This is a genomic window from Antrihabitans stalagmiti (genome assembly GCF_016482825.1).
GTDB lineage: Bacteria > Actinomycetota > Actinomycetes > Mycobacteriales > Mycobacteriaceae > Antrihabitans > Antrihabitans stalagmiti.
Window position 1 is genome coordinate 195,879 of the sequence record NZ_JAEMNV010000001.1, and the last position, 12,979, is coordinate 208,857.

At 64.4% G+C, this 12,979-nt stretch carries 12 protein-coding genes and 1 riboswitch; of the genes, 8 read left to right on the forward strand and 4 right to left on the reverse strand.

From position 1 onward, the window contains the following. Positions 1–639, reverse strand: a complete 639-nt coding sequence (locus JGU71_RS00950) for a hypothetical protein (protein ID WP_199701104.1) — start codon at positions 637–639, stop codon at positions 1–3. Between the two features lie 30 nt (positions 640–669). On the opposite strand from JGU71_RS00950, the gene JGU71_RS00955 reads away from it, so the two are divergent. Further along, the gene (locus JGU71_RS00955; RefSeq protein WP_199701106.1) at positions 670–1,110 is read left to right on the forward strand and encodes a hypothetical protein; all 441 of its coding nucleotides are present in this window, start codon (positions 670–672) and stop codon (positions 1,108–1,110) included. On the opposite strand, the gene JGU71_RS00960 is transcribed toward JGU71_RS00955, so the two are convergent. Together JGU71_RS00960 and JGU71_RS00965 are read right to left on the reverse strand one after the other, a co-directional pair. Further along, positions 1,094–1,954, reverse strand: coding sequence for a bifunctional 5,10-methylenetetrahydrofolate dehydrogenase/5,10-methenyltetrahydrofolate cyclohydrolase (locus JGU71_RS00960; protein WP_199701108.1), 861 nt, complete (start codon positions 1,952–1,954; stop codon positions 1,094–1,096). The two genes, JGU71_RS00955 and JGU71_RS00960, sit on opposite strands and share 17 nt — an antisense overlap. A 22-nt stretch (positions 1,955–1,976) precedes the next feature. Beyond that, positions 1,977–2,064: riboswitch (ZMP/ZTP riboswitch) on the reverse strand. Beyond that, positions 2,065–3,294: an ankyrin repeat domain-containing protein gene (locus JGU71_RS00965; protein WP_199701110.1), complete on the reverse strand. Its 1,230-nt coding sequence runs from the start codon at positions 3,292–3,294 to the stop codon at positions 2,065–2,067. A gap of 210 nt (positions 3,295–3,504) precedes the next feature. On the opposite strand from JGU71_RS00965, the gene JGU71_RS00970 reads away from it, so the two are divergent. From JGU71_RS00970 to JGU71_RS00995, 6 genes are all read left to right on the forward strand, one after another. Beyond that, on the forward strand, positions 3,505–4,860 hold the full coding sequence (locus tag JGU71_RS00970) for an HNH endonuclease (RefSeq protein WP_199701112.1): 1,356 nt from the start codon (positions 3,505–3,507) through the stop codon (positions 4,858–4,860). Between the two features lie 75 nt (positions 4,861–4,935). Beyond that, positions 4,936–5,967, forward strand: a complete 1,032-nt coding sequence (gene ribD / locus JGU71_RS00975; RefSeq protein ID WP_199702721.1) for a bifunctional diaminohydroxyphosphoribosylaminopyrimidine deaminase/5-amino-6-(5-phosphoribosylamino)uracil reductase RibD — start codon at positions 4,936–4,938, stop codon at positions 5,965–5,967. 2 nt (positions 5,968–5,969) lie between these two features. After that, on the forward strand, positions 5,970–6,575 hold the full coding sequence (locus JGU71_RS00980; protein ID WP_199702723.1) for a riboflavin synthase: 606 nt from the start codon (positions 5,970–5,972) through the stop codon (positions 6,573–6,575). 49 nt (positions 6,576–6,624) lie between these two features. Continuing rightward, the gene (locus JGU71_RS00985; protein WP_199701114.1) at positions 6,625–7,878 is read left to right on the forward strand and encodes a bifunctional 3,4-dihydroxy-2-butanone-4-phosphate synthase/GTP cyclohydrolase II; all 1,254 of its coding nucleotides are present in this window, start codon (positions 6,625–6,627) and stop codon (positions 7,876–7,878) included. Further along, on the forward strand, positions 7,875–8,369 hold the full coding sequence (ribH, locus tag JGU71_RS00990) for a 6,7-dimethyl-8-ribityllumazine synthase (RefSeq protein ID WP_199701115.1): 495 nt from the start codon (positions 7,875–7,877) through the stop codon (positions 8,367–8,369). The genes JGU71_RS00985 and ribH overlap by 4 nt, the downstream gene beginning before the upstream one ends. Continuing rightward, complete coding sequence (locus tag JGU71_RS00995; protein ID WP_199702725.1) at positions 8,369–8,809, forward strand: PH domain-containing protein; 441 nt, start codon at positions 8,369–8,371, stop codon at positions 8,807–8,809. The genes ribH and JGU71_RS00995 overlap by 1 nt, the downstream gene beginning before the upstream one ends. Here the strand turns inward: JGU71_RS00995 and ggt are convergent. Continuing rightward, positions 8,806–10,794, reverse strand: coding sequence for a gamma-glutamyltransferase (gene ggt, locus JGU71_RS01000; RefSeq protein ID WP_233528556.1), 1,989 nt, complete (start codon positions 10,792–10,794; stop codon positions 8,806–8,808). The genes JGU71_RS00995 and ggt overlap by 4 nt on opposite strands. Positions 10,795–10,859: 65 nt before the next feature. On the opposite strand from ggt, the gene uvrC reads away from it, so the two are divergent. Continuing rightward, on the forward strand, positions 10,860–12,965 hold the full coding sequence (gene uvrC / locus JGU71_RS01005) for an excinuclease ABC subunit UvrC (RefSeq protein ID WP_199701117.1): 2,106 nt from the start codon (positions 10,860–10,862) through the stop codon (positions 12,963–12,965). Positions 12,966–12,979 lie beyond the last annotated feature (14 nt).

Consider the following 12,979-nt stretch of genomic DNA (forward strand, 5'->3'; position numbering starts at 1 on the left):
TTACTTCAGCTGATCGAGGATGGTCTCGACCTTCGTCTTCAGGTCGGGCGTTGTTGCGATGTCCGGTCGGCCGACGGTGATGGTCGTGTAGGTGTTGTCCACGCATTGCTGGCCGTTGATCGTCTTGGGCGCTCGGGCGCTCGGATAGAGCGTTACGGATTTGGTCGAGCCCGGCGGCTGGTTCTGCACCTCGAGTAACGTGCTGAAGTAGTCACACGCTTCGTCGGCCGGAATGGACTTTCCCTCGTCGATGAGCTTGGCGGCGTCCTCCAACTGCGTCACTACGCCTGGTGGGATGGCGCCGGCAGGCATTTTCTTGAGCGCGTCGACCGCCGCAGGCAGTGCGGTGGCCCACTCGTTCGCGGGAACCCGAGCAACCTGGATTCCGACCTCGGACAAGTTCCCGTATCTGCATGCAGCCAAGTCGGTGCCATTAATCGTGTTCGCGCTACCTTCCAGCGCAGTACCTGCGAGATCTTCGATTGCCGCGGCGTCGAGCAACGTGCACGGCGCCGCCGCCGGTGGTGGCGCGGCCTCCGACGTCTGCTCGTCGCCGCCGCTGTCTTGGCCACATCCGGCAAGGACGAGTACCGCAGCTACCGACGCTATGGAACCGACCGCTCCGCACATTCTGATCACCGAAGGATATTAGCTAGCTATATTCCGGGAATGGCGCGTGCACCGAAGAACCAGCAGCCGACGGTGGCCGAACTCGGCGCAGTCGCCCACGGTCCGGTGGTCCTATCGCAGGCTCGCGGCCGCTTTCTCGGTTTGCGCTCGGCTGTGCTGTATTCGTCCGGGCTACACCTCTCCGTGGTAGTCGTCGGTGTCGGCATTTACGCCGAGGCAATGCAGCGAGGACGCGGAGCGCCGTTTTCGTTCCGCGTAATCGACAACACCGTCACATTGCTTATGCCCCTCGGCGGGCGAGGCGAAGGAAACACAGAAGACCGGTATTACAAGGAATCGGTGTACGTTCTCGAATCCGTCGACAGCGACGAGTTGGCGATCGCCGCCGGATGGCCGGGCGCTGGAATCGAGGAAACTGTCACGAGACTGCGCTTCCCCGGAGTCTCGGAACTCGAGATGGCGATCATTCCCCTGCCGTAGTTTGCGGCTCAGCGGCGTCGATCGTCTGTGCGAGCAACGTAGCGATCGTCATCGGTCCGACGCCACCCGGCACCGGGGTGATCAGGCTGGCCCGGGTTCGCGCACTTGAAAATTCGACATCGCCGATATTGCCCGCGTTGTAGCCGGCGTCGATCACCACCGCCCCCGGTTTGATGTCTTCTCCGACAATGAAATTGGGTTTGCCAACGGCCGCGACGAGCAGGTCGGCCGCACTGACGATCGAGCCAAGGTTGCGCGTGTGCGAGTGGCAATACGTCACCGTGGCGTTTCGGCCGAGAAGCAGCATCCCGACCGGTCTGCCGAGAATTGGGCTACGGCCGACAACGACGGCGTGCATACCAGCGGGATCAACCGCATAGTGGTCGAGGAGTCGGATGATTCCGCCGGGCGTGCAGGATGCAAAGCCGTTGCCGCCGAGGGCCATTGCAGCGAACGACTGTGACGTCACGCCGTCGACGTCCTTCTCCGGAGCGATTGCATCGAAGGCAGCACGTTCGTCGATGTGATCACCGACCGGATGCTGCAGCAGGATGCCGTGAATCCCAGGATCAGCAGACAGCACTCCGAGGGCGTCGACGAGTTGCGCTGTGCTCGTCGACGCGGGAAGTGCCACGTGCTCGGATCGCAATCCGGCACGCTCGCAACGCTTTTGCTTCATGCGGACGTAGGTCACCGACGCTGGATCGTCACCGACAAGGACTGTCGCCAAGGTTGGGACGACGTGTTGGTCGCGGGTGAGGGCGGCCGCACGTCGCGCGGTGTCGTCGATGAGCGTGCGTGCGAGATCTGTTCCGTTCATCAGTTGGGCTTGCGCTGTGGGCATGGCTTCTCCCGAGGTAACTCGAACGAATTGCCCAGGCGCACGGCGTAACCGATGACGGTGAGCCCGCTTCCCGGTGGTTGTCCACCTCAGCGCCAGTCACGGCCTCGTGTTCACGGTAGCTCGAGCGCGCGCAGCAGGTCGGCGGCTTCGGTTTGGTAGGCGTGTTCGGCCCATCCCAAAGGCGTCGCGTCGAACTGTCCATCGGTGATCGACGTGTTTGCTCCGGCGTCGAGGAGTCGTTGAATCAGTTCGAGGTCGCCTGCCCACGCCGCGTGGTGCAGGGGAGTGGCACCTTGTTCGTCGCGATTGTTGGGATCGTCCGGGATCGACGGCACGACGACCTCGACGCCGGCGACGTCGACACCGTGCCGAGCCAACAGTTCGAGCCGGTCGGTGAATCCGTGCGCCGCTGCCCAATCGCGTTGGCGTTTCCACATCTGCTCACGGGTCTCGATTGCCTCGCCGAGTTTCACCTCCCACGGGCTAGGCCCCGCATCGGCGAGGCCGTACGCGAACAGCAACTGGAGGTGCGAGTCGTCGGGTCGGAACATCCGGTTGTACAGCGTCTGCTGATCGACAGGATGCGCTCCGCGTTCCAGTAGCAGGGTGGCGAGTGCGGGCGCGAACGGATGTCGAGGTTGCCTGCCGGGTCCCTGTTCACCCTCACCGAACACCCCGGTCAGCGCGGTGAACGGGGTCGACAGACCGCACCACAGGTAGCCCGCGTTCGGATCGGCGCCGGTGTCGAGCAACAGCGTCGCTGCGGCTAGCACGCCAGCTTCGGTTTGGTTGACTTGGGCACGTCCAAAGCACAAGTACAGCAACGGAACCCAGCCGAAAGGGCCACCGCGAGTCGTCGCCAGCTCGGGTCGGGCAGCAAGATGGTTGGCAAGAGCACCTTGGTCGGCCGCGGCTGCGGCGGCCCATACGTGCTGCTCGACCAATCCCGGGTCTGCGGTCAGCAGGTCTGCGGCCGCCTTTCGTCGTGGCGGCGCGTCCGACTGGCTGTAATAGAGCGACGACAAGGTGCAGAACCGGTCGGCCGCCGCGAGCGAATCCTCGGTGACGCTGTCCGGGTCGAAGCTGAGCTTCGCGGCCACTTCGAGGTAATGGACGAGCGCCGGCCAGCCGGTGAAGCCGTAGCCGCGCGCCACGGTGAGCTGGGCATCGTGCAGCGCGAACCGGTCGGGTGCGCTGGCGAGTGCGACGTCAGGGCGGGGGTGGTAGCGGCGAACGATATTGATCGCTCGACTTGTCGACGCAGTGACCCCGCGCTGGAGCTTGCGCGCATCGTCGCGCATGCGATCGATTGAGGGATTGTTCGGCAGACTGCTGGCCATGACGGCCTCCTCTCATAAACCTGGCGTCCGCGAAGTCAGGCGTGAGAAGAGGTCGGTACGGGACACAACCACAGCAGGGAGGCTGAGCCTCTTCGAGCGGACATCGGGCGTTCCTGCGCGCCCGACAAAATGCTAGCACCAGTCACGAAGATGCAGGTCAAGGGCGAATTATTGCTTGTGTTTCATGATCATTCTGGTAGGCTAGAACGCATGTTCGATACCGGGGAAATCGAAGAAACATCGTCCGACACGGAAGTCGCTTGGTTGTTGAAGACAGCCGGCCAGATCGCGAAAATCCGACGCGACCTCACCGACACCACGAGGGCCGACGTCATCACAGCACTCGAAGTGGTGAAATCGGCAAGCGCAGCGTCGCAGGCCGTCGCAACGGCCGATCTGCACACCTCGCGTCGCGCCGAACGCGCCGCGAAAGGTCTGCCGAAACGGCAGTGGGACACAGGCATCGCGTCCGAAATCGGGTTGGCCCGCCATGATTCGCCGAACAAGGGGGGTCGTCACCTCGGCTTCGCGCGGGTGTTGGTCGACGAGATGCCGCACACCCTGGCCCGTCTCGCCTGTGGTGATCTCTCGGAATGGCGGGCCACCATCATCGTCCGTGACACCTTCGGCCTCTCCCGTGAAGATCGTGCGCTCGTCGACCGCGAATTGTGCAGTGACCCGGCCACATTGATGGGTAAGAGCGATAGTCAGGTGTCCGCCATCGCTCGCGCCGCGGTAGTGCGGATCGATGCCGAGGTCCTCGTGCGCCGCGCATCGAAAGCTGTCGGCGACCGTCGCGTCACCTCCCGCCCTGCGCCGGACACGATGGCGTATCTGTCGGCGTTGCTGCCGGTGAAACAAGCGGTCTGTGTGCATGCAACGTTGATGCGGGACAGTGCCGCGATCCTCGGCGCCGGCGACGAACGAACCAAAAGTCAGATCATGGCCGACCTGCTCGTCGAACGCGTCACCGGACTGTCCACCGCGACAGCAGTACCGGTGACCGTCAACGCCGTCCTGTCCGACGAAGCGTTGCTCGGTGGCAGTTGCGAACCGGCCGAGGTCGAGGGCTACGGACCCGTCCCGACGGATCTGGTCATCCGGTGGCTGCACGACGACGACGCCAAAAACGAACTGCGCAGGCTGTACGCCAACCCTGAGACCGGGGCGTTGACGGCGATGGAATCGAAATCCCGAGGCTTCCCGACCGGGATACTGCGGATGACGAAATTCAGAGACAAGGTCTGCCGGACCCCTTGGTGTGGCGCACCGGTCAGGCATGGTGATCACACCGTCTCGGTCGCCAAGGGCGGTAAAACGGCCTTCGACAACAGTTCCGGACTCTGCGAAGCGTGCAACTACGCCAAAGAAGCCGACGGCTGGACGACAACACCCGACAAACAACAACCGGGAGAGTTGCACAGCTACCGGATCACCACCCCGACTGGGCATCACTACCGCTCGACCGCGCCGGCATTACCGAAACCGTTGCCTCGCCACAACATCGATATCGTCGACAGCTGGTCGGTCGAAGAGAAGTTGGTCAAAATCCTGTGGGCGGCCTGACAGGTACCGAAGGCGAACGACGCCCCGGTCTAAACTCGCGACGTGCCGACTTCCGATGCCGTGATCGATACCGCGATGCGTTCGGCGATCTCCGCGGCAGAGGGTGTTCGCGGGACCACGTATCCGAATCCGCCTGTCGGCGCGGTGATTTTGGATGTCACCGGCGCGATCGTCGGTACCGGCGCAACCCAACCTCCCGGCGGACCGCATGCTGAGGTGGTCGCGCTCCAAGCGGCAGGTGAGCTCGCCCGCGGCGGGACCGCTGTCGTCACCCTCGAGCCGTGCAACCACTTCGGCCGCACCCCGCCGTGTACGAAGGCTCTGATCGACGCCGGCATCGCGACCGTACATTTTGCTCTGCGAGATCCGAATCCGGCCGCGGCAGGGGGAGCGGCGGCGCTACAACAGGCCGGTATCGCAACCCACGCCGGGGTGTTGGCCGACGAAGTGGCGGCAGGCCCGCTGCGCGCGTGGCTACACAAACAACGCACCGGCCGACCACACGTGACCTGGAAGTATGCAGCCAGCCTCGATGGGCGTAGTGCCGCAGCCGACGGCACGAGCAAGTGGATCACCGGACCGATTGCCCGAGCACAGGTCCACGCCGAACGCGCCAAACTCGACGCCATCGTCGTCGGCACAGGGACCGTCCTCACCGACGATCCGTGGCTGACCGCACGGCTGCCCAGTGGAGAATTGGCCCCGCATCAGCCGATGCGCGTCGTCGTCGGACACACCGAGATCCCGTCGACAGCTCGGATTCTCGACAAGGCTGCGCCGACATTGCTTCTGAAGACCAGGGACGCGAACGAGGTTGTCGACGCTCTCGCCGAGTACACCGACGTTCTTCTGGAAGGCGGACCGACGTTGGCTGGGGCGTTTCTCGAAGCCCGCAGAGTCGACCGGATCCTTGCCTACATCGCGCCCGTTCTACTCGGGGACGGGCGGTCGGCGCTCGGTGGCGCTGGCATCGGGAATATCGAGCAGGCGTTGCGGTTTCGAAGGGAGAGCGTCGAGACGATCGGACCCGACGTTCTGTTGTCATTGGTCCAGTTCGACAGGCACAACGTCGGCAGCACGCTCGACACTGATTATTCGGAGGAATGACGTTGTTCACAGGAATTGTCGAAGAACTCGGCGAGATCGTCGCAAAGGACGACCTGAGCGATTCCGCTCGGTTCACCGTGCGCGGACCGCTGGTGACTTCCGATGCGGGACACGGTGATTCGATCGCAGTGAACGGTGTCTGCTTGACGGTCGTCGATGTAGTGGACAACACGTCGTTCACCGCCGACGTGATGAAGGAGACCCTCGACAGGTCGAGTCTGGGCGCACTGAACGTCGGCAGTGTCGTGAACCTCGAGCGCGCTGCCGCGCTGAACAGTCGCCTCGGTGGTCACCTGGTCCAGGGGCATGTCGACGGCACCGGGCGGATCCTGTCGCGAACCCCGTCGGAGCACTGGGAGATCGTTCGCGTCGCACTGCCGGACCCGATCGCTCGCTACGTGGTGGAGAAGGGCTCGATCACGGTGGATGGGATCTCGCTGACTGTGTCGTCGCTCGGCGTCGACGATTCCGGTGACTATTTCGAGGTCTCGCTCATCCCGACCACACTGGAATTGACCAACCTCGGGCGCGCGAAGGTCGGCGACCCGGTGAACCTCGAGGTCGACGTAATTGCCAAGTATGTCGAGCGGCTGCAACTGCGCGGCTGACCTCGCCGTAACCTTCTAGTGACAGCCGATTGAATTGGAGCGCAGGCACGTGACCAGGTTCGACAGCATCGAGCGGGCGATCGCAGACATCGCCGCAGGTAAAGCAGTTGTCGTGGTCGACGACGAAGACCGCGAGAACGAAGGCGATCTGATCTTCGCGGCCGAGAAGGCGACCCCCGAACTGGTGGCCTTCATGGTCCGCTACACGTCCGGCTACCTGTGCGTTCCGCTTTCGGGCGAGGACTGCGACCGGCTGGGCCTGCCGCCCATGTTCGCGACGAATCAGGACAAGCACGGCACTGCCTACACGGTGACCGTCGACGCGCGCGAAGGCATCGGCACAGGCATTTCCGCATCCGACCGGGCCGCGACGATGCGTTTGCTTGCCGACCCGAGCACCGGCGCCAACGACTTCACCCGTCCCGGCCACGTCGTCCCACTCCGTGCCAAGGAGGGTGGCGTCCTGCGTCGTCCCGGGCACACCGAGGCAGCAGTGGACCTCGCGACGATGGCCGACCTCCGGCCCGCCGGCGTGATCTGCGAAATCGTCAGCCAGAAGGACGAGGGTCACATGGCCCAGACCGACGAGCTGCGTGTTTTCGCCGACGAACACAACCTTGCGCTCATCTCCATCGCCGACCTCATCGCCTGGCGTCGCAAGCACGAAAAGCACGTGGTACGTGTGGCAGATGCTCGGATTCCGACGCGCCACGGCGAGTTCCGCGCAGTCGGTTACCAGAGCATCTACGACGACATCGAGCACGTGGCGCTGGTCCGCGGCGACATCCCGGGGGCAGACGGCAAGGGTGATGACGTGCTTGTTCGCGTGCACTCCGAATGTCTCACCGGTGACGTGTTCGGTTCGCTGCGGTGCGACTGCGGGCCGCAGCTGGACGCCGCGCTCGACATGGTTGCCCAGGAAGGCCGAGGCGTCGTGTTGTACATGCGTGGCCACGAAGGTCGCGGCATCGGGTTGCTGCACAAACTGCAGGCCTACCAGCTCCAAGATCAGGGCCAGGACACCGTCGACGCGAACCTGCAGCTCGGCCTGCCCGCCGACTCGCGCGACTACGGCACGGGCGCGCAGATTCTCGTCGACCTCGGCATCAGCTCGATGCGGTTGCTCACCAACAACCCGGCGAAGCGTGTCGGCCTCGACGGATACGGTCTCCAGATCACCGAGCGGGTCCCGATGCCGGTTCGTGCGAATGCGGAAAATCTGCGTTATCTGCGGACCAAACGCGACCGTATGGGTCACGACCTGATCGGTCTCGACGACTTCGACGCGGGCACGGCTCGATGAGCGGGTCCGGCATTCCCGATCTGAAACTGGCCGAGGCGAAGGACATCAAGCTCGGCATCGTCGCGTCGCGGTGGCACACCGAAATCTGCGAAGCGCTCGTTGCCGGTGCGCAGCGAGTCGCCGCGAAGGTCGGCATCACCGATGTGACGATCGTCAGGGTCGCGGGTGCGGGCGAATTGCCCGTTGTCGCACAGACATTGGCACGCTCCAATGATGCGGTCGTTGCACTGGGTGTTGTCATTCGGGGTGGCACACCACATTTCGAGTACGTCTGCGACGCCGTCACAGCCGGCCTGACGCGGGTGTCGCTCGACGAGAGCACCCCGATCGGTAACGGTGTCCTCACCACCGACACGGAGGCGCAGGCGCTCGACCGCGCAGGCTTGCCCGGATCGGCGGAGGACAAAGGCGAACAGGCTTGTGCGGCAGCGATAGACGCCGCACTCACGTTGCGCGGGCTGCGCCAGCCGTGGACAAGGCAGTCGTCCTGATGGCGTGGGATCTCGAAGTGCGGCCACACCGCACCACCCGACTGGCCATCGCGTTCGCGGTCGCGCTGGTGCTGTTCTTCATACTGGTCGGTGTCTTACTGCGCCGTTCGGATACCGGTGTGTTCTTCCAGCCTGCCGACCAGGCGGCGATGGTGGTCCTCGGGTTCATTCTCGCTGGTGCTGTGCTGTTGTTCACCAGGCCGCGACTGCGCGCTGACGCATCCGGAGTGCGCGTCCGCACCCTGTTCACGGAGAAAGCTGTCGACTGGGACCTGGTGCAGGACTTGACCTTTCCCGACGGCGCAGCCTGGGCCCGCATCGAACTTCCCGACGACGAATACCTCCCGGTCCTCGCGATTCAGGCGAACGACCGCGAACGTGCCGTCGAGGCCGTTCGGCGTTTCCGCGCGCTCGGCGACAAGTACGCGGGCCAGCGCTAGCCGTTCGACTTGTCGCCCATCACCGCGCCTTCCCGTCGCGGATCTGCTCCACCTATCCAGCCGGAATCGGTTCGCTGCAAGGTGGACAGCCCGCTCGATTGTGGTGCGACGGACACCTGATGCCCGAGCGCCCGGAGTTCTTTGACGAGGGGATCGTCTGCACCGTCGTTGGCGGCGTTGATATTCGGGTGCTCACCGCCGATGCCTGTCGCTGGTGTGTTGGCGGCACCGAACGCGATGGCAGAGACCGCCTGCTGCGGATCGAGTCCCCAATCGAGCACGCCGACAAGTGTTTTCACGACGAACTGAATGATCACCGAACCGCCGGGTGAACCGGCGACAAGGGCGACGTCACCGCGCGTGCCGTCGTCGTTCAGGTCGAACACGAGGGTCGGCGACATCGAACTGCGCGGCCGCTTGCCTGGTTCCAGGCGGTTCGCCAACGGCACACCGTCCGGGCCGACAGGCTGCGCGGAGAAATCCGTCAACTGATTGTTGAGGACGAATCCGTCGACGATGTGGAACGACCCGAACGCCGACTCGACAGTTGTCGTCATCGCGGCCACGTTGCCGTACTCGTCGGCGACCGAGATGTGGCTGGTGCCGTGTTCCTTGTCCTGGCCGCCGTTGCTGAGCGGCACCGGACCGAAGTCACCGGGCTGCGCGGTACCCATGCTCTTACCTGGGTCGATGAGCGCCGCTCGCTGCTTCAGGTAGTCCTCGTTCAGCAGCGTGTCCGTCGAATTGCCAGGCAGCGGTACGTAGTCGGAGTCGGCGACGTACTTGTCGCGGTCGGCGTAGGCGAGGCGCTCGGCCTCGGTGATCAGGTGCACGGCCTTCGCGTCGGGTACACCGCCGTTGGGATCGTCGACGTTGGTCGGCCCCAACTCGCCGAGATCGAAGTTCTCCAGAATGCCGAGGGTCGCCGCAACGGCAGTGCCTCCCGACGACGGGTTCGGCATGCCGCAGATGTCGTGATCGCGATACGACGTGCACAGCGGTGTTCGCTTCTTGGCTTGGTAACCGGCGAGGTCTTCGAGGGTGATCTGGCCGGGTGTGCGGCCACCGCTCGTCGTGGCGGTGGCGTCGACGATGGCCTGTGCGATCGACCCGGTGTAGAACGCATCGGCGCCGTCCGTCGCGATGGCTCCGAGTGTCTTTGCCATCGCTGGGTTGGTCAGCCTCGTTCCTTCCGGCTTCGGCGTCCCGTCGGGGTTGAGGAAGTAGGCGCGGGCGTTCTCGTCGACTGCGAGATCCTTGGCAGATTCTGCGATCTGCTGAGCGAGTCGCGCACTGATGTCCAGCCCGTGGTCGGCGAGCGTGATGGCAGGGTCGAAGAGGTCGCGCCACTCCTTGCCACCGTGGTCGTTGTGCACCATTTCCAACATCCGCAGCGCACCGGGCACGCCGATCGATCGTCCGCTCGCCCGTGTTGTCGGCTTGGGTTCGGTCCGATCGGTGTCACTGATCCAGCGCAGGTAGTCCTCGGTTGCCGACTTCGGTGCGGTCTCGCGTCCGTCGTAGGCCTCGACGCTCTTGGATTCGGCGTCGTAGTAGAGCAGGAACGCGCCACCCCCGATGCCGGACGACTGCGGTTCGACGAGCCCGAGGACGGTTTGCGCGACGATCAGCGCATCGGCCGCGGTGCCGCCGTCACGAAGCACCTCGCACGCGGCCTGTGTTGCGAGAGGGTTTGCGGTCGACACCGCGTAGGACGACGTCCTGACCGCGACCATGTTCGATCGATAGCCGGTCGCGATCTCGGGATTCGTCGACAGGTTCTGCGTCGTCGGCGGTCCGCCGGGTGGTGGCGGCGCAGGTGCTGCCGTGACGGGTGTTCCGTTGGGTGCGCTCGTGCAGGACTCGTCGGTGTTGGCCGCCGAGTCGTCGCTGCCGTCCGACGAACACGCAGCAACCATGCCGAAGGCGAGTACTGCCGCAACTGCGGCCCGAAATCCGATGACGGTTCTTGTGACGCGGGTCATAGTCCGACGCTAACCCGCCTCGCCGCCGAATGGGAGTGTCCGAGGGCACGACTAACCTGATTGTTGTGCCCGATCCCTCGACCTACCGGCCCGCTGCCGGATCCATACCCGTCGAACCGGGCGTCTACCGATTTCGTGATCAGCACGGCCGAGTCATCTATGTCGGCAAGGCGAAAAGCCTGCGCAGTCGGCTCAATTCGTACTTCGCCGATATCTACGGGCTCCACCCACGGACCCGTCAGATGGTTACCTCTGCGTCCAGTGTCGAGTGGACCGTCGTCTCGACGGAGGTCGAGGCGCTGCAGCTCGAATACAACTGGATCAAGGAATTCGATCCGCGCTTCAACGTCCGCTACCGCGACGACAAGTCGTACCCGGTGCTTGCCGTCACGCTCAACGAGGAGTACCCGCGGCTCTTCGTCTACCGGGGAGCACGTCGAAAAGGGGTCCGCTACTTCGGTCCGTATGCCCATGCGTGGGCAATTCGCGAGACCCTCGATCTGCTACTCCGCGTCTTCCCCGCTCGTACCTGCTCGGCGGGAGTGTTCAAGCGGCACAAGCAGATCCGTCGGCCGTGTCTGCTCGGCTACATCGACAAGTGTTCGGCTCCCTGCATCGGCCGCGTATCCGCCGCGGAGCATCGTGACATCGTCGACGATTTCTGCGACTTCCTCGCCGGCCACACCGACCGGTTGGTCCGGCAAATCGAGAAGCGAATGCAGGAAGCCGCCGACGAACTCGATTTCGAAACCGCTGCGAGGCTCCGCGACGACGTCGGCGCATTGCGAAGGGCTTTGGAGAAGCAGGCCGTCGTCCTCGGTGCTGGAACCGACGCCGACCTCGTCGCCTTCGCCACAGACGATCTGGAGGCCGCTGTCCAGGTGTTTCACGTCCGTGGCGGGCGGGTGCGCGGTCAGCGTGGGTGGGTCGTCGAAAAGGCAGGCGAGGCAGTCGAAGTCGAGGCTACGGCAGGGGAGTCAGGTGCGGCTGGGGGAGACCTGCCGATCCTCGTCGAGCAGTTCCTCACCCAGTTCTACGGCGAGGAGGTCGCACTCACCGACGGCGGCGAAGTCGAACAACCGGGTGCCGTTGTCCCACGCGAAGTGCTCGTGCCCGCTTTGCCGCCGAACGCCGACGAGGTGCAGGAATGGTTGTCGGGATTGCGCGGCTCCGCGGTGCAGTTGCGGGTCCCGCAGCGCGGCGACAAGAAGGCGCTGGCAGAGACCGTGCAGCGCAACGCGATGGAGGCCCTGGCGCAGCACAAGCTCAAACGCGCGAGCGATTTCACGTCCAGATCGGCTGCACTGCAGGGGATACAGGAAGCCCTCGATCTCGACACTGCGCCGCTGCGCATCGAATGTGTCGACGTGAGCCACGTGCAGGGCACCGATGTCGTCGCATCGCTCGTCGTCTTCGAGGACGGTCTGCCGCGCAAATCCGACTACCGGCACTACGCCATCAAAGAAGCCGCCGGTGGCGGTCACTCCGACGACGTCGCGAGCATCGCCGAGGTGACGAGACGGCGATTCGTCCGCATGCGCCGCGATTTCGCGACCGGTGATCTGACGAGTGGTGCGGTTCCAGGTGACCTCACCGTCATCCACGACGACAGCCCGGTCGTCCCGGACGCGAACATCGATCCGCAGACCGGCCGCCCGCGCAAATTCGCCTATCCGCCGAACCTGTACGTGGTCGACGGTGGCGCGCCGCAGGTCGCCGCGGCGGCGGAAGTGCTCGACGAACTCGGCATCACCGATGTCGCCGTCATCGGGCTCGCCAAGCGGCTCGAAGAAGTCTGGGTACCCGGCGAGATCGATCCCGTCATCCTGCCGCGGACGAGCGAATCGTTGTATCTGCTGCAGCGAGTACGCGACGAAGCGCACCGCTTCGCCATCACGTTCCATCGCAGCAAACGGTCGCGGCGGATGACGGCGTCGGCGCTCGACTCGGTGAAAGGTCTCGGCGAAACCCGTCGGACGGCGTTGGTGCTGCATTTCGGTTCCGTCGCGAGATTGAAGAAGGCGACGGTCGAAGAGATCACCGAGGTTCCGGGTATCGGTGTCACGACAGCGAGGGCTGTCCTCGACGCTCTCGGCGCGGAATCGGAGACCGTCGTCGATGCCGGCTCGGCTTCGCAGTCGGTGCAAGTAGGGAATGATGGCAGTGACTAGGGTTGCCAGCACAC